This is a genomic window from Acetobacter lambici (assembly GCF_011516885.1).
Taxonomy (GTDB): domain Bacteria; phylum Pseudomonadota; class Alphaproteobacteria; order Acetobacterales; family Acetobacteraceae; genus Acetobacter; species Acetobacter lambici.
The window spans coordinates 43,304-59,695 of the sequence record NZ_WOTD01000001.1 but is presented as its reverse complement, the minus strand read 5'-3'; the positions used below and the strand labels follow the sequence as shown (position 1 = coordinate 59,695).

The window sequence follows — 16,392 nt, the reverse complement described above, 5'->3', positions numbered from 1 at the left end:
TTTGCGAGGGGGTGCACAAAGCCTTTATCGGAACCGACTGGAAAGTCGGTGCGGAATGCGCCATACCATTAAACCGATACGCCATGGTCTTGTAAGAAAGACCCAGAGTTTTAAGGCGTTCCGTGGTTTGTAGCGCGCATGACAGATGGTCACACATTGACGGCTGAACGTATTCTCCGGTTTTTACTGCTGGCAGGGATCGCATACGGTTGCATAGCCGTTCTGGTGCCCTTTTCCTCCGCCCTGCTCTGGGCGGGTGTGCTGACCTACACCACATGGCCTCTTTTCCAGTATTTGCGTCGGAGCATGGGGGCTAATGCTGCCAGCCTGATCATGACCGTGCTGTGTGCCGTTTGTGTGGTGTTTCCCATAGCGCTTCTGGCATCGGCCTGTGTGGCTTCTGGCCCACGCTGGGCGCTCCAGCTGACAACCCTGTTCGGGCAGGTCAACCAGTTGCCTCCCCTGCCCCGGTGGTTGGATAACCTGCCTGTTTTTGGGCCGGACATTCATCATCGATGGGCGTTGTGGAGCCGTAACCTCGGGCTTGCGGCAGCAGAACTGCGGCCTTACGCGGGGGGGATCATCCAGTCGGTTCTGAGCGTGCTGATGCAGATGGCCAATGGTGCGCTGCATCTTGTAACGGCACTGTTTATCTCCTTCTTCTTCTGGATCAGCGGTTCCATTCTGTGGGACACGTTACAGGCTGTTATTCTGCGTATTGCCGGGCTTCAGGCCGGGCGGCATCTTTCCATTATTGCCAGTACGGTGCGTGGCACGGTTTACGGTATTCTGGGCACCGCTATTATTCAGGGTATCCTGACCGGGTTGGGGTTATGGATGTTTGGCGTGGCAGAGCCGGTTATTCTGGGCGGGATTGCCGCATTTCTGGCGGTTTTTCCGGTTGGTGCGCCCTTGGTGTGGATACCGGCTGCCGTGTGGCTGTTTGTGACCCACCATCAGCTCAAGGGTATCCTGCTTATTTTGTATGGTGTGATTTTTATTTCTGGCGCGGATCATCTGATCCGTCCGCTGTTTATTGCACGTGGGTCAAAGCTGCCTTATCTGCTGACCGTACTTGGGGTTATTGGTGGACTGCTGGCATTTGGCGGCGTGGGCATTTTTCTGGGGCCTGTCCTCCTTGCTATCGGATTTACGCTCACCATGGAGTTTGCGCAGGGCGAGCAAGCACGACCACCACTGGATGACACAAGGAATATTGCGCCATGAGACGCCGTCTGGCCCGTTTTGTTGAGCTCGCATCCAAGAGACGGCGCAAACATCTGATCGCCAATGATGCTCCGGGTGTGAAGATCATAAGCTGGAACTTGCTGCGCCGTACGGGCGCCACAGTGCATGATGTGGCCGCTCTGATAGAGGCGGAACAGCCGGATATTCTGCTTATGCAGGAAGCCACGGTGGAAATAGACGTTCTGCCTGATGTGATCGGCGGGCACTATGCGCGCTCGCCCCTGCCAGGGCGTATTCATGGCGTGGCATGCTGGAGCCGCCTGCCTTTTGCACGGCCACCGCGGGCATGCACCATTCCCTCGGGGCCAATCGTTAAACGCCATGCCCAGATCATAGATTATGCCCAGTTTTCTCTGGCCAATGTGCATCTCTCCCATGGGCAGATGCTCAACCGCAGGCAGTTGCGGCGGATTGCCTCTCTGCTATCCGCGCCATGCGCCATTCTGGGGGATTTTAATCTGGTTGGGCCGACCCTTGTGCCGGGCTTTGCCGATGTGGGGCCAAAAGCGCCAACACACCGTATGGTTGACCTGCTTCCTATCCGTCTGGATCGCTGCCTTGTGGAAGGCATGGTCTGTTCGGATGCGCAGGTCCTGCCGGTTTTTGCATCGGATCACCGGCCAATAGCCGTTACACTCAGGCCAGAAATCGGCCGGCGGGTGGCGCTGGCCGCTTACAGGTAAGGCATGAACAGTCTGGCAAAGGAATCCCGTATACGGGTCAGGTTGTTCCGCTTGTCCAGATCATAATGCGTGAGCCGATGGTTGCGGTGCTGGCATATGAAGTCATCCATGATTTCCGCCATGGTCACGTCATATGTCTCCATATTGATTTCAAAGTTCAGGCGTAAACTACGGATATCAAGGTTGGAACTGCCAACAAAAGACCACGCCTTGTCCACAACCATGAGCTTGGAATGGTTAAATGGTGGGTTGGCGTGCCAGACTCTTACCCCTGTATCCAGCAACGGCGAGATATTGGCAGCACAGGCCCAGTCCAGCGGGCGATGATTGCTGCGGAGCGGGATAATAATATCCACCTGTACGCCACGCAGGGCGGCCAACCCAAGTTCGGATAAAAAACGCGCACCGGGTAAAAAATACGGCGTCATCAACCGTATGCTTTTGCGTGAGAGCGTAATGGCCTGCAACATGGTGTATTCGATTTTTTCGAGATCCGTATCCGGGCCAGCCGTAACAATGCGGGCCAGAGACGCGCCCTTGCCTGCATGCTCTTGCAAGAACAGGTCCCGGTTCAGTCGTTCCCCAGTTGTAAAAAACCAGTCCCATGCAGCAACCTGCGCCAACTGATGCACAACCGGTCCTTCGATCCGGAAATGTGTGTCGGATACGGGGTGGGGTGGCTTGCGCGTAACCAGATTATTGTCGGCAATATTAAGTCCACCCATAAAGCCGATACTACCATCCACGACCAGAATCTTGCGGTGGTTCCGCAAATTGAGGAACGGCATGCGCCACGGCAGAAGGGAGTGCATGAACCGCGCGCAGGGAACCCCTTCCCTTTTTAAGTAACGGTAGATGGGGGATAAAAAATACCCACTGCCAATGCCATCCACCAGAACACGCACATTGACGCCTCTTTTATGGGCGGCAATGAGCCTGTCTGCAAACATCTGCCCGCTGCTGTCGTGCCGAAAGATATAGGAACACAGGAGAATGCTCTTGGTCGCTTTTTCTATGGCGTCCAGCATATGCGGGTAAGCGCCATCTCCATCGTGCAAACAGGTTATGCTGTTATTGCCGACAACGGGGCGGGTTGTCAGTTTGCCCACCATCAAGGCCAGAGGCGCAAACTGGCCCTCCAACTCCCTGTTCCATGAGGAAAGGTCTGCGCCATCCTGCCTGTATGCCGTTCGGTCCCCGACCAGTTTTTTGGCAAGCCGAGTAACACGGTTGATCCCGAACATAAGGTAGAGAACGGTACCCAAAAATGGCATGAGAACACATATGCCAATCCATCCGATGGCAGATGACGTGTTCCGTTTGGTCAGAAGAATATGCAAACTGACGCTGCCAACCAGAGTCAGGCGCGTACACGCAATAATAAAGGCTGTTGTGGAAAACTGGAGATCAAAAAACATGGTGGAGAGAAAGCTTTCACAACAAGCGGCTGACGTCCACAGCATAGCGAATAAGTGTTCTGCAAAACAGGTGCGTATCTCTACCGCAAAGCGGACCAGAGGTCTTGCATCTTACCAGAGTGGACTGGCGGCGGAGGACGCTGTTTGCCAAAAACTGCGGAGTGCAGGTTGGAACATTCTGCTGCAAAGAGCCAGAACACGCCGGGGTGAGATTGATATTGTCGCACAACATGGCGCAACGATCTGTTTTGTTGAAGTCAAACAGCGGCGGACCTTGCAAGAGGCTGCGGAATGTCTTTCCGCATCACAGTCTGGCAGATTGTATAGAGCCGCAGAGTGCCTGCTACAGAGCTATCCACAATGGCAGTATGATGAACCGCGTTTTGACCTGTTTATGCTCGACGCCAAAGGTCAGATGGAATGGCTGAAAGATATTATTCGTCAGATGTAAAAGAACTGGCAAATAACCGGAGTAACCTGTGTAGGGGTAAAGACCGTTATCAGGTACGATGATGGTGCTTGCTGCTATGGACCACAGTATGCGCGGTCGGGTGGTAGCTAACCAGATGCACCATTTTACCATGTGCAGAGGCTAGAAGAACTTTGTGGGAGGCCCGACCTGTTGTTGTTGATGCGTGACGTACAGCATGGCGCGCACGGATAACAGGTGGCGGGGCAGTCAGGGAGGCAAAGGTTAACTTGCTGGCTTCCAGATCGGAAAGAACGCGTTCCGCATGCACTGAAGAACTGGTGGCTAATACACTCAGGCCGATACTGGCCAGAGCAAAAAGCCCGCGTACAAACGGAACTCGCGTCATTAACCTTAGCCCCCTGAACTTATGTCTGCCTGAAACTATACAAAGCAATTGCAGGCTGACAACCTATAATTCAGGCGGATGCCTTGCAGGCGATATTTTTTTCCTGCAGCAATTTCTGTAGTTCGCCGGTCTGGTACATTTCGGTCACAATGTCGCACCCACCGACAAACTCACCCTTGACGTAAAGCTGGGGGATTGTTGGCCAGTTGGAATAGTCCTTAATGCCCTGACGCAGTTCGGAATCTGCCAGAACATTGGCGGCTTTGAACGGCACGCCAATATGCTGGAGAATCTGCACAACACGGGCAGAAAAGCCACACTGTGGGAAATCAGCATCCCCCTTCATGAAAAGCATGACGGGGTTGGAATCAATGTCCTGCTGGATGGTCTGCTTGATGGAATCAGTCATGGTCAGTAGTCCTTGATCGTGTGGAAGACGGCCTTGGTCAGGGAGCGGACGTACGGAGGGCAAGCGCATGCAGCTTGCCTCCCATATGCCCTTCAAGCGCATTATAAACGAGTTGATGCTGCCTTACACGCGGAACATCACGGAAGGCCTCGCTTACAATCGAACAGGAATAGTGATCCCCGTCTCCCGCCAAATCGTCAATCTTGATCTGGGCATCGGGGAACGCCTTCAGAATATAAGTCTCAAGTTCTGTGGCAGACATAGCCATGGTGCTGTCTCTTCCCTATTGGTCCATCAACGCAGGAAAAAAGCTTTCGTGCGCGGATTTAAGGCGTGCAGCAGATATGGTGACACCGCTGGGTAGAATCAAATCATTTCCACCTGAGCGGCCCATCAGGCGTGCAGGCACCCCTGCCTGTGCGGCTTTGGCGCAGAAAGATGCAGCATCGGCTACACAGACCAGATAGCGGGCCTGATCCTCACCAAACCAGAAGGCTTCTGGGCGGATGCCGGAATCCGGGCTTTCCAGTTCGCAACCGGTGCCTGACGCCATAACCATTTCGGCTGCGGCAACCAGAATGCCGCCATCCGCAATGTCATGGCATGCGCTAATCTGCCCGGCCTTAATTTCGGCACGGACAAAATCCCCGTTCCGTTTTTCCGCCGCCAGATCCACCGCTGGTGGTGCGCCTTCTTCACGACCCAGAATTTCACGCAGCCAGATAGACTGGCCGAGTTGCCCTTTGGTCGCGCCAATCAGCACCAGATCGCTGTCGGCCTGCATGCCAAGACCAACAGCCTTGGACACATCCTCCAGAACACCAAGCCCACCAATAGCCGGGGTGGGCAGAATGGCCTGTGTTGAGCCGTCGGGCATCCGGGTTTCGTTGTACAGGGAGACGTTACCGCTCACGATGGGGAAGTCGAGAACCTTGCAGGCCTCTCCCATACCCTCAAGGGCTGCGATGAACTGCCCCATGATCTCCGGCTTTTCGGGATTGCCAAAGTTGAGGTTGTCCGTCACGGCCAGAGGGCGTGCACCGGTCGCGGTAATGTTCCGCCATGCTTCTGCTACGGCCTGTGCCCCGCCTGTGCGCGGGTCCGCCTGACAGTAGCGTGGTGTGCAGTCTGTAGTCAGTGCCAGAGCGATCTGCGTGTCGTCTATTTTAACAATGGCGGCATCGGCTGCACCGGGGCGGCGTACCGTCTGCCCACCTACCGTACTGTCATACTGGTTCCACACCCATGCGCGGGAGGCCAGGTCGGGCGAGGCCACAAGCTGGAGCAGCATGGCGTCGAGCGAGAGAGGTGCGTGAACACTCCCCAGTTCTTCCGGCTTTGTTGGCGCGATGGAAGGGCGATCATAGACCGGAGCCTCGTCCGCCAGAGGTTCGAGCGGAATATCAGCCTCAAGCTGGCCTTTGTGCTTGATGACAATATGCCCGGTTTCGGTCAGGTGACCAATAATGGCAAAGTCCAGCTCCCACTTTTCAAAAATCTTGCGGGCAAGCTCTGTCCGGTCGGGGCGCAGGACCATGAGCATGCGTTCCTGACTTTCGGAAAGCATCATCTCATACGCGGTCATGTTGGGCTCGCGCTGGGGCACGGCATCAAGGTTCAACTCAATGCCCACGCCACCTTTCCCGGCCATTTCTACGGCCGACGAGGTCAGGCCAGCAGCACCCATATCCTGAATGGCAACAATGGCGTCTGTCGCCATCAGTTCCAGGCAGGCCTCAATGAGCAGTTTTTCAATGAAGGGGTCACCCACCTGCACTGTTGGCCGCTTGGAAAGTGCGTCCTCGTCAAACTCGGCGGAGGACATGGTGGCACCATGAATGCCATCCCGCCCTGTCCGGGAGCCAACATAGACAACAGGGTTACCAACACCGGCAGCAGCGGACAGGAAGATGCGGTCCTGACGGGCAATGCCCACCGTCATGGCGTTAACAAGCGGGTTGCCGTCATACGCGGGGTGAAAGTTGATTTCGCCCCCCACAGTTGGCACACCTACGCAGTTGCCGTAGCCGCCAATACCGCGCACCACACCATCCACGATACGGCGGGTAACAGGGTTTTCCGGGCTACCAAAACGCAGGGCGTTCAGGTTGGCAACGGGGCGCGCTCCCATGGTGAACACGTCACGCAGAATGCCGCCCACACCAGTGGCCGCACCCTGATAGGGTTCGATAAAGGAGGGGTGGTTATGGCTTTCCATCTTGAAGATGGCGGCATAGCCCTGCCCGATATCCACAACGCCGGCGTTTTCGCCCGGCCCATGGATAACCCATGGCGCTTTGGTGGGCAGGCCACGCAGCCATTTGCGGGAGGATTTGTAGGAGCAGTGTTCCGACCACATGACCGAAAATACGCCGAGTTCCGTCAGGCTGGGCGTACGGCCCATGATCGACAGAACACGACCGTATTCCTCGCCCGTCAGGCCGAATTCACGTGCTAGGGATTCATCAACGGTTACAGGCTTATTCACCGGACAAGAGCCTCCACCAGACCTTCAAACAGCGGCAGACCATCCTCTCCCCCCATCAGTGGATCAACCAGATCCTCGGGGTGGGGCATCATGCCGCAGATACGCTTGTTTTCGCTCAGAATACCGGCAATGCTGTTCACGCTGCCGTTCGGGTTGCTGGCTCTGTCATCCGCCTGCACGCGGCCTTTGACATCGGCATAGCGGAAGGCAACACGTCCCTCCCCTTCGAGTGCCGCAAGGGTCTGGGCATCGGCGGTATAGTTGCCATCACCATGCGCCAGCGGCGTGCGGAAGATGTCTCCCTTTTTCCAGCGCCGGGTGAAGGGGGTGCCTTCAACCTCCACCCGCAGGTGGCAATCCTGCGAGAGGAACCGCAGGTCCGCATTGCGTAGCAGAGCGCCGGGGAGCAGATTGCTTTCCGTCAGGATCTGGAAGCCATTGCAGACACCCAGAATATGCCCGCCCTTGGCGGCAAAGTCGCGCACAGCCCCCATGATGGGGGAATGTGCGGCCATGGCGCCGCAACGCAGATAGTCACCATAGCTAAAGCCACCGGGCAGCACGACCAGATCAATACCACTCAGATCTGTCTCATGGTGCCAGATCATACGAGGGGCTTGCCCGGTCACGCGCCGCAGGGCAATGGCCATATCTCGTTCCCGGTTCGTGCCGGGAAATACGACAATCGCTGCTTTCATTTTTTTACGTCACACGGGTAAGAGTCATGCAGGGCCGTGAACACACTCTCGCCCACTGGTTTGGTCAGAGAATCAGTGTGTGCTTTCAGCCAGGTCAGCACCTTGGCGCGCATGGTACCAATGTCTTCCGATGCGGGAACACAAAAGCCCGTGGGGGCTGTGGCATCACCTGTATTGTGGGCATTGATCTGGGCGAGGGTTACGCCATCGGTCAGGCCGCTCAGATAGGCATCGCATGCCGTGCGGGTGGTGGAACTGGAGCACATTTTGCCCAGAGCGCCCGCCTTCATGGGGGCCAGCCGCTGGGCGTGCGCCAGACCGGGAACTGCCAGTGCGCCAGCAAGGGCGATCAGGGCAAGGCGCTTCATGCCACAACCTCGACCGAGTAGTCCTCGATTACCAGATTGGCCAGCAGGTTACGGGCCATTTCCCCCGCTTTTTCATGCGCTTCCTCGGCCTTAACACCGTGCAGGTCCAACTCTATGACCTTGCCAACGCGCACGTCCTGCACACCATCAAAGCCCAGTGTTTGCAGTGCGTGGCCAATGGCCTTTCCCTGCGGGTCCAGAACGCCGTCCTTAAGCATGACGGTTACACGTACTTTCATTCTCAAACTCCCAAAGTACCCGTAGGGGTTACTGAACTGTTTCTGGGCCTTTCATGTCGCCCGCGGCACCGTTTTCGGGCAGAATGCCCATGCGGCGCGCCACTTCCTGATACGCTTCCTTCACATTGCCCAGATCGCGGCGGAAGCGGTCCTTGTCGAGCTTTTCGTTTGTGCGAAGGTCCCACAGGCGGCAGTTGTCGGGCGAAATTTCGTCGGCCAGAACAATGCGCATGTCCTCACCTTCCCAGCAGCGGCCGAACTCAAGCTTGAAGTCCACCAACTGGATGCCAATGCCGCTGAACAGACCGCACAGAAAGTCGTTTACGCGCATGGCCATGCCCGTAATGTCTTCCAAGTCATGGGGGCAGGCCCAGCCAAATGCAATAATATGGTCTTCCGATACCAGCGGGTCGCCTAGTTCGTCATTCTTGTAATAGAATTCGACAATCGGGCGCGGCAGCCGTTGGCCTTCAGGAATATTGAAGCGTTTGGAAATGCTGCCAGCGGCAACATTGCGGATCACCACTTCAAGCGGGATGATCTCCACTTCCTTTACCAACTGCTCACGCATGTTGATCCGGCGGATAAAGTGCGTGGGGATGCCAATTTCGTGCAAGCGGAGCATCAGATGCTCGCTAATGCGGTTGTTGAGCACGCCCTTGCCGGTAATCACACCGCTTTTGGCACCATTGCCAGCCGTGGCATCGTCCTTGAAGTATTGCACAAGGGTCCCCGGTTCTGGACCTTCAAAGAGGATTTTGGCTTTACCTTCATAAAGCTGGCGGCGACGGGCCATGATGATCCTTACCTGTCGAAATGTGTAAGGGCGGCTGGGCGACCGCCCCAAAAACCGGGGGAACCGAGTGCGTGGTTCACCCCTTTACTGACCCAATGTTCATAGCAGGCTTCCCGCATGGAGGATACAGCCTGTAAAGGACGGGCAGGCCTTACTGCTTGGGGCCTGCCTCGCCAAAGATTTTTTCAAACTGGAAATCCAGCGCTTTCAGGTGCTGGCGGCCGTCCATGGCGGCGTCAAGCACATCGACGGGAATGCGGCCTGAGATTTCGGTATCATCCGCCAGATTTTCACGGAAGGTCTTACCTTCGGGCGTGCCCAGTTTGGTCCATGTGGCCATCGCATTGCGCTGGACAATACGGTAGGCATCCTCGCGCGACATCCCTGCTTTGGCCAGTGCAAGCAGGACCTCGCCCGAGTGTACGACCCCGCCAAGGCTTTCGATATTCGCGGCCATGCGGTCGGGATAGACCACAAGTTTGGAAATCATGCCGGACAGGCGGGCAAGGGCAAAGTCCAGCCCGATGGTGGCATCGGGGCAGATGTTACGCTCAACCGAGGAGTGGCTGATGTCGCGCTCATGCCACAGGGCTACGTTTTCCAGTGCGGGAATAACGGCTGCGCGCACCAGACGGGCAAGGCCGGTCAGGTTTTCGGTCAGCACGGGGTTGCGTTTGTGGGGCATGGCGGAAGACCCCTTCTGCCCCGGATGGAAGAATTCCTCCGCCTCGCGTACTTCCGAGCGCTGAAGGTGGCGGACTTCTGTTGCAAGCCGTTCAATGCCGCTGGCGATCACGGCCAGAGCACAGAAGAATGCAGCATGGCGATCACGCGGGATAACCTGCGTGGAAACAGCCTCAGCCTGAAGGCCAAGACGTTCGGCCACATAGGCTTCCACCCGCGGGTCCAGATGGGCATAGGTGCCGACCGCGCCGGAAATGGCGCATGTGGCAATTTCGGCCCGTGCGGTTTCAAGGCGGGTTCTGTTCCGGGCGAACTCGGCATAATGGCCAGCAATCTTGAGACCAAAAGACGTGGGTTCGGCATGAATGCCGTGGCTGCGGCCAATGGTCAGCGTGTGTTTGTGTTCAAACGCACGGGCCTTCAGCGCGGCCAGAGTATCGTCCAGGTCCTTGAGCAGCAGGTCCGTGGCCTGCACAAGCTGCACGGCAAGGCAGGTGTCCAGCACGTCCGAGGAGGTCATGCCCAAGTGGACAAAGCGGCTTTCGGGGCCAACCTTCTCTGCAAGCCATGTCAGGAACGCAATGACGTCATGCCGGGTTTCGGCTTCGATTTCATCAATTCTGGCAAGATCTGCATCGGAAAAAGCGGCCATGGCGGCATCACCTTTTTCACGCACGATCCTGGCGGCTTCCTTGGGGACTGTCCCGTATTCGGCCATGGCCTCACAGGCCAGAGCTTCGATCTCGAACCAGATTCGATAGCGGTTTTCAGGGGACCAGATTGCGGCCATGACGGGGCGGGTATAGCGCGGCACCATAACGCGAATTCCTTAACCAGAACAGTTAGAACGTCAGAACAGGTGGCGCCTCTCTAGCGGATTTCGCGCATGTCGTCTGCCCGCAATATGGAAAACTTTGACATTTTCTGCCATGTGCCAGAAATTCCCGCCATTCAATGCTTGTTTTGGAATCGGAGTTATTGTGGCCAACCTATTTGATTCTGCCAGTTTTCCGGCAGTAGCCGCCCTCCTGCAGGTTGTGCTGATCGATGTTACTCTGGCCGGAGACAACGCAGTTGTCATTGGCATGGCCGTGCGCTCGCTCAGTGGGGCGCAGCGGCGCAAGGCCATTTGGGCCGGTGTGGGGCTGGCGGCTGTTATCCGGGTGCTGCTGGCGCTGGTTGCGGTCAAACTGCTTGCAATTGTTGGTCTTACACTGGCGGGCGGTCTGCTGTTGCTGTGGGTCTGCTGGCGTATGTACCGCGAGATGCAGCATAGTCAGGCGGCTGATGGGGATGGTACGGCTGCACCGGGCAGCCTGCGTTCGGCCATTATCAAAATTCTGATCGCCGATCTGTCCATGAGCTTAGATAACGTGCTGGCGGTTGCGGGGGCTGCGCGTGAACACCCCGGTATTCTGGTCATGGGTCTTGCCCTGTCCGTGGTGCTTATGGGGCTTGCGGCATCACTGATTGCGCGTCTGCTTGAGCGTTACAAATGGATTTCGTGGGTGGGGCTGCTGGTTGTTCTCGCCGTCGCTGTGGAACTGATCGTGAGCGGTGGTGGGGAGGTCTGGGGCCACCTGTCCTGAGCCTGACGCAGGTGTGACAGGCAGGCTCTTTTCATCCAACAAAAGAGCTTGCCAAATTATAAGAAACCCGTTGAATCTCGGGTATGATCCGTTTTTATCCTTCATGGCGGCGGCAGCTTGTCGCTGCGGTCTCTCTGGTCGGTTTTTCGCTGACCGCCTGTTCCGGCCCCTCTGCACAGCAGGTGTCTGCAACTGGGGAGGACGCGCCAGCAGGGAGTGCTGCGTCCACACAGGGGGCACCGTTTACAGGGAGCCTGAACGACCGGTTGGATGTGTGGCTCCGTCTTGTTGGACCAACACATGCCAGCGCTCAGGATTACGCGGACTTTTTGCAATCCGGCAGTATATGGCCGCGCTGGTCGGTTCTGGTCCTGCGTATGCAGCAGGCCCTGGCGAACGAGACAGATGCACAGGTTCTGGCCCGTTTGTGCCAGAGCCAAAAGCTGACTTATGCGCCAGCACTCGCACAGTGTGCGACGCAACTGGCGGATAATAAGCCACTCCAGCAACAACTGGCAGGCGAGGCCCTGACAGCATGGACGGATGGTAACGATACACCAACTGCTGCCAGTGCTCTGGCTACGACATTTGGTGCGGTTCTTACGCCCCAAAGCTCATGGTTGCGTTTTGACCGGCAGGAACGCACGGGACTGGTAAGTGCTGCCCAGCAGACCCTGCCTTATCTTTCCACCGCCAGGCAGCCGTTAGCTCAAGCGCGTCTGGCGTTACGGAACAATGACGCAACTGCGCAATCCCTGTTTGACGCCCTTCCCTCTTCCTCACGCACGGATCCGTGGCTTGTGCTGGATCTGGCCCGCTGGCTACGCAAACGGCAGCGATATGATGATGCTGTTGCCTTGTGGAAGGCCGGAGCGGTTGAGGCGGAAAGAACGACACGCTCCAAACTGTTCTGGCGGGAACGCGATGGGTTGGCGCGTGAACTGATCCAGCAGAATCGGGCAGAGGATGCTTTTGCTGTAGCGAATGACACGGTCGCTGATGGTGAAAGTCGGCTGGATGCCGTGTTCCTGAGCGGCTGGATCGCGCTGCGTATGCAGCATGATACGGTAACGGCGGAAGACTTCTTTCGCCAGCTTACAAGCTCTTCGTCTCTTATTACCTGTAGCCGAGGGTTCTACTGGCTTGGACGTGCCCGTGCCGCCGGGGGTAACATGGCCTCCGCACAGGCAGACTGGACCCGTGCAGCAGCATACCCTGGTACCTATTATGGTCAGATGGCCGCGGCAACACTGGCTGGTCCGGGTAATGCGCTGCTAGCACCCGAGCAGGTGCCAGCGTTGATCGTGCAAAATCTCCTGTCAGCCAACAATGCATCTCCTTCATCTTCTGAGGAGAGCCTGCCTGCGGACAATGACCTGCTTCTGGCTGCCCTCAGGCTGGCGTCCATGGGGGATAAGGACCATACGCGCGATTTTTTGAATCTGTTTGAAAAACAGGTTACGCAGACACCGCAGCGTCAGGCTCTCTCCTCTCTGGCCTTGCGGCTAGGAGTGCCTGATATTGCCGTGACCATTGCCCGGCATGCTGGGCGTGACGGTGTGTTTATGCTGCGCTCAGGCTGGCCGCTGCCCTACACACCGCCACAGAGCAATCTGCCCCGGGATTTTGTTATGGGCCTGATGCGGCAGGAGAGCAGCTTCACCCCGGATGCCATAAGCCCTTCCAACGCGATCGGACTTATGCAGCTCAAACCCTCCACAGCAGCGGACATGGTGCGCGCCGCAGGGGTGCCCCAGTCAGCCGCCACGGCTCTGGGGCTGCGGAACCCGCAGAATAACATGCAACTGGGCACAGCCTACCTGCTCCACATGCAGGATCGGTTTGGCCCTATCGTTCCCTATATGGCTGCTGCGTATAATGGTGGCCCCACCCGGCTGGCCAGATGGCTGAGCACAGCCGGAGACCCCGCCCGCACCGGGGGGGATATGGAGCAGATGATCGACTGGGTGGAAAATATACCCTACGCCGAGACACGGAATTACGTGCAGCGTGTGTGGGAAAACATGATTGTTTATAAAGCACTGGAAACACCACGATGACCCCTGCCCGTCTGATAGCAACTTTTGGAGGCTGTGGTCTGGCACCCCGTGCCCCCGGTACCGTTGGGTCGGCAGCGGCGTTACTGGTAGGGTTGCCTTTGCTAAGGCGGCCTCGCGCGCTGGTTTGCGCCGCAGTTGCAGCGACACTTGTGGGCTGGTGGGCCACGGCCCGCGCGGGGGAAGGTGAAGATCACAGCTGGATTGTGATTGATGAAGTGGCGGGCATGTGGATCGCCCTGCTGGCCTGTTTGCCCGACAGCAATACTAATGAAACCGCCGCCAGAACCACGCATCGGCTGTTATGGCCAATTGTGGCGTTTGGCCTGTTCCGCGCATTCGATATTACCAAACCCGGCCCCATTGGCACGTTGGACAAGCGGCATGATGCTTTGGGTGTTATGGGGGATGACGTACTGGCCGGTGCTGCCAGTGCAGGTTGTGTGCTGGCACTGCGTAAAATATGGGCTTTGCGGTCGTAAAAGGGGCGAAACATGAGTGATCAGGCGGTGCTTTTTGGTCCTGCGGTTTTGGCTGAGGCGGCCCGTGCTCTGGAGCTGTTACGCCTTGCCGGGATAAGGGTTGTTACGGCGGAAAGCTGTACAGGTGGATTGGTAGCTGGGGCGTTAACACATTTTGCCGGATCGTCAGATGTGACGGAAGGTGGGTTTGTAACCTATTCCAACAGCATGAAGCAGGCTGTGCTTGGCGTACAGGCGGGTACTTTAGCGGCCTATGGTGCGGTGAGTGCTCAAACGGTCGAGCAAATGGCCGAGGGGGCGCTTAATGCCTGCTGCACGGCAGGTATTGCTATTTCCATTTCTGGTATTGCAGGCCCCGGTGGTGGCAGTGAAGACAAACCTGTTGGTCTGGTCTGGTTTGCGACTGCGTTGCGGGGTGGAGCAACCCGAACAAGCAGACAGATATTTTCTGGCGATCGGGCGAGTGTGCGTGAACAGGCCGTATTGCATGCCCTGACACTTATTTGCGCCCGGTTGTAATCGGTCTGTAGGGCCGGGTTATCGCCTGTCTGCCGGATTATAAACAGGGGCTTCCAGTAACTCAGGGGCCATAACGCCAGTACCACTGGCTATGGTGCCATCGGGTAAAATGGGCATAGCTACGGGCTTTGCTGGTTCTACAGGCTTGGGTTGCTGGGCATGGGCCAGACTGCGGGCATTGAGCGTATCCGTGGCGTCCGGGCTGTTGGGCTCTGCACGTGGATGCGCTGTCTGTGCCACGTGTTGTGCCATTTGTGGTGGCGCACTGTCTGCCAGAGCGTATGCTACAGGCGTTAGCAGTTCCAAAAGTGCGAGCAGATAAAACAGTCTGGGCATGATCTGCTCCCTTTTGGTCATGGGCTGAACTCTGTCCTCTAAGCGGCTATTGCCGCGCAGTTTAGCTTACCGTCTTCTGGCCCGAAATGGCAGGGTTGGTTGTTGTGGAACCCGCCTGCATGGTTGGTGGCCCATAAACTTCTTTGGCACGCTTGATAAAAGCAGAGACCATAAGGCGGGTTGCCTCGGTAAAGACCACTCCGATTGCTGCTTGGAGAATGCGGGAGTTGAACTCAAAGTCGACAAAAAAATCGACCTGACAGCCGCTGGCATGTGGTGTGAACTTCCACACATTGCGCAGGTAGCGGAATGGCCCGCGTTCATAGCGAACGGTAATTGTGCTTGGCCGATCCAATGTGACGCGGGAGGTAAAGCTTTCACGGAACGGGCCAAAACCTATGGTCAGGTCGGCTACAAGCTCTGTTTCGGTGCGTGTGCGCAAGCGTGCGGCAACGCACCAGGGTAAAAAGGCCGGGTAGTGTGCAACGTCCGCGACCAGATCAAAAATCTGGTCAGGGCGATAGGGCAGAACACGCGTCTCTGCGTGTTTGGGCATTACAGAGCCTCCTTCAGGCGTTTGTTGCGTGCTTCGCGGAGTTGCGCAAAGTCTGTATCAGCATGGTAGGAAGACCGCGTAAGGGGGCTCGCGCTTACCTGTAAAAAGCCTTTTACGCGTGCCATGGTGCCGTAGTCCTCGAATTCCTGTGGTGTGACAAAGCACGCAACGGCAGCATGCTTGACCGTGGGCTGCAAATACTGTCCCATTGTAATAAAATCCACATCAGCAATGCGCAGATCATCCATGACCTGAGCGATTTCCATTTTTTCCTCTCCCAGCCCGAGCATCAGTCCGGACTTGGTGAAAATGGATGGATCAAGCTGTTTGACCCGGTCCAGCAGGCGCATGGACTGGTAATAGCGCGCTCCCGGCCGAATGGTTGGGTACAGGCGTGGCACGGTTTCCAGATTATGGTTGAACACGTCTGGGCGGGCTTTAACAACCACCTCCAACGCCTTGTCCTTACGCAAAAAATCCGGGGTCAGGATTTCAATTGTCGTGGTGGGGGATATGGCGCGAATGGCCTGAATAACATGGGCAAAATGCAGTGCGCCGCCATCGGGCAGGTCATCACGGTCCACGGAGGTAATGACTACATGCCGCAGGCCCAGCTTGGCTACGGCTTCGGCCACGCGTTCTGGCTCACCCTCATCCAGCGGTTTGGGCAGACCGGTGCTGACATTGCAGAACGCACAGGCACGGGTGCAGATTTCCCCCATGATCATCATGGTGGCATGGCGCTGGGACCAGCATTCCCCAATATTGGGGCAGGCGGCCTCCTCACACACGGTAATAAGCTTGTTGTCACGCATGAGAGCGCGGGTTTCGTGGTATGTCGGGTGGTTTGGCGCTCTAACGCGTATCCACTCCGGTTTGCGGGCAATGGGATTGTCCGGCCGATGGGCTTTTTCCGGATGCCTTATCCGGCTTGTCCCACCTTTTCGATGATCAATCTCGACACGAGTAGACATGACTTCGCCCATTTATACCCAAAGAGTGCA

20 protein-coding genes are annotated in these 16,392 nt (G+C 56.9%); 7 read left to right on the top strand and 13 right to left on the bottom strand.

Annotated features, from left to right (window positions below):
• The first annotated feature begins 138 nt into the window (after positions 1-138).
• Both GOB86_RS00285 and GOB86_RS00280 read left to right on the top strand, forming a co-directional pair.
• A complete protein-coding gene (locus GOB86_RS00285) occupies positions 139-1,227 on the top strand; it encodes an AI-2E family transporter (RefSeq protein ID WP_165990412.1) in 1,089 nt (362 codons plus the stop codon).
• The gene (locus tag GOB86_RS00280) at positions 1,224-1,931 is read left to right on the top strand and encodes an endonuclease/exonuclease/phosphatase family protein (protein ID WP_165990411.1); all 708 of its coding nucleotides are present in this window, start codon (positions 1,224-1,226) and stop codon (positions 1,929-1,931) included. Before GOB86_RS00285 ends, GOB86_RS00280 begins: the two co-directional genes overlap by 4 nt.
• Here the strand turns inward: GOB86_RS00280 and cls are convergent.
• Positions 1,922-3,349 (bottom strand): cardiolipin synthase, encoded by a 1,428-nt coding sequence (gene cls, locus GOB86_RS00275; RefSeq protein WP_165990410.1) that lies wholly within the window; start codon positions 3,347-3,349, stop codon positions 1,922-1,924. The two genes, GOB86_RS00280 and cls, sit on opposite strands and share 10 nt — an antisense overlap.
• Here cls and GOB86_RS00270 point away from each other — a divergent pair.
• Entirely contained in the window at positions 3,231-3,800 is a 570-nt protein-coding gene (locus tag GOB86_RS00270) for a YraN family protein (RefSeq protein WP_242012360.1), read from the top strand. The genes cls and GOB86_RS00270 overlap by 119 nt on opposite strands.
• Before the next feature lie 49 nt (positions 3,801-3,849).
• Here GOB86_RS00270 and GOB86_RS00265 read toward each other — a convergent pair whose 3' ends face one another.
• The 9 genes from GOB86_RS00265 to purB all read right to left on the bottom strand — a co-directional run bounded on the left by GOB86_RS00265 (position 3,850) and on the right by purB (position 10,666).
• Positions 3,850-4,167 (bottom strand): hypothetical protein, encoded by a 318-nt coding sequence (locus tag GOB86_RS00265; protein WP_165990409.1) that lies wholly within the window; start codon positions 4,165-4,167, stop codon positions 3,850-3,852.
• A gap of 70 nt (positions 4,168-4,237) precedes the next feature.
• Complete coding sequence (grxD, locus tag GOB86_RS00260) at positions 4,238-4,576, bottom strand: Grx4 family monothiol glutaredoxin (protein ID WP_165990408.1); 339 nt, start codon at positions 4,574-4,576, stop codon at positions 4,238-4,240.
• A 37-nt stretch (positions 4,577-4,613) separates the two neighbouring features.
• A complete protein-coding gene (locus GOB86_RS00255; RefSeq protein WP_165990407.1) occupies positions 4,614-4,844 on the bottom strand; it encodes a BolA/IbaG family iron-sulfur metabolism protein in 231 nt (76 codons plus the stop codon).
• A gap of 15 nt (positions 4,845-4,859) precedes the next feature.
• Positions 4,860-7,064, bottom strand: a complete 2,205-nt coding sequence (gene purL / locus GOB86_RS00250) for a phosphoribosylformylglycinamidine synthase subunit PurL (RefSeq protein ID WP_165990406.1) — start codon at positions 7,062-7,064, stop codon at positions 4,860-4,862.
• Positions 7,061-7,762: a phosphoribosylformylglycinamidine synthase subunit PurQ gene (gene purQ / locus GOB86_RS00245; protein WP_165990405.1), complete on the bottom strand. Its 702-nt coding sequence runs from the start codon at positions 7,760-7,762 to the stop codon at positions 7,061-7,063. The genes purL and purQ overlap by 4 nt, the downstream gene beginning before the upstream one ends.
• Entirely contained in the window at positions 7,759-8,130 is a 372-nt protein-coding gene (locus GOB86_RS00240) for a Rap1a/Tai family immunity protein (RefSeq protein WP_165990404.1), read from the bottom strand. The genes purQ and GOB86_RS00240 overlap by 4 nt, the downstream gene beginning before the upstream one ends.
• Complete coding sequence (purS, locus tag GOB86_RS00235) at positions 8,127-8,369, bottom strand: phosphoribosylformylglycinamidine synthase subunit PurS (RefSeq protein ID WP_165990403.1); 243 nt, start codon at positions 8,367-8,369, stop codon at positions 8,127-8,129. Before purS ends, GOB86_RS00240 begins: the two co-directional genes overlap by 4 nt.
• Positions 8,370-8,397: 28 nt before the next feature.
• A complete protein-coding gene (gene purC, locus GOB86_RS00230) occupies positions 8,398-9,165 on the bottom strand; it encodes a phosphoribosylaminoimidazolesuccinocarboxamide synthase (RefSeq protein WP_165990402.1) in 768 nt (255 codons plus the stop codon).
• Positions 9,166-9,316: 151 nt separating this feature from the next.
• Positions 9,317-10,666, bottom strand: a complete 1,350-nt coding sequence (gene purB, locus GOB86_RS00225) for an adenylosuccinate lyase (RefSeq protein ID WP_165990401.1) — start codon at positions 10,664-10,666, stop codon at positions 9,317-9,319.
• Between the two features lie 163 nt (positions 10,667-10,829).
• On the opposite strand from purB, the gene GOB86_RS00220 reads away from it, so the two are divergent.
• The 4 genes from GOB86_RS00220 (at position 10,830) to GOB86_RS00205 (ending at position 14,496) form a co-directional block, all read left to right on the top strand.
• Positions 10,830-11,438, top strand: a complete 609-nt coding sequence (locus GOB86_RS00220) for a YjbE family putative metal transport protein (RefSeq protein WP_253543610.1) — start codon at positions 10,830-10,832, stop codon at positions 11,436-11,438.
• A gap of 83 nt (positions 11,439-11,521) precedes the next feature.
• Positions 11,522-13,498: a lytic transglycosylase domain-containing protein gene (locus GOB86_RS00215; RefSeq protein WP_165990400.1), complete on the top strand. Its 1,977-nt coding sequence runs from the start codon at positions 11,522-11,524 to the stop codon at positions 13,496-13,498.
• Positions 13,495-13,977: a phosphatidylglycerophosphatase A family protein gene (locus tag GOB86_RS00210; RefSeq protein ID WP_165990399.1), complete on the top strand. Its 483-nt coding sequence runs from the start codon at positions 13,495-13,497 to the stop codon at positions 13,975-13,977. The genes GOB86_RS00215 and GOB86_RS00210 overlap by 4 nt, the downstream gene beginning before the upstream one ends.
• Positions 13,978-13,989: 12 nt before the next feature.
• Positions 13,990-14,496 (top strand): CinA family protein, encoded by a 507-nt coding sequence (locus GOB86_RS00205; protein ID WP_165990398.1) that lies wholly within the window; start codon positions 13,990-13,992, stop codon positions 14,494-14,496.
• An 18-nt stretch (positions 14,497-14,514) separates the two neighbouring features.
• On the opposite strand, the gene GOB86_RS00200 is transcribed toward GOB86_RS00205, so the two are convergent.
• The 3 genes from GOB86_RS00200 to lipA form a co-directional block, all read right to left on the bottom strand.
• Positions 14,515-14,832, bottom strand: a complete 318-nt coding sequence (locus GOB86_RS00200; RefSeq protein WP_165990397.1) for a hypothetical protein — start codon at positions 14,830-14,832, stop codon at positions 14,515-14,517.
• Positions 14,833-14,893: 61 nt separating this feature from the next.
• Entirely contained in the window at positions 14,894-15,388 is a 495-nt protein-coding gene (locus tag GOB86_RS00195; protein WP_165990396.1) for a type II toxin-antitoxin system RatA family toxin, read from the bottom strand.
• The gene (lipA, locus tag GOB86_RS00190; RefSeq protein ID WP_165990395.1) at positions 15,388-16,362 is read right to left on the bottom strand and encodes a lipoyl synthase; all 975 of its coding nucleotides are present in this window, start codon (positions 16,360-16,362) and stop codon (positions 15,388-15,390) included. The genes GOB86_RS00195 and lipA overlap by 1 nt, the downstream gene beginning before the upstream one ends.
• Positions 16,363-16,392 lie beyond the last annotated feature (30 nt).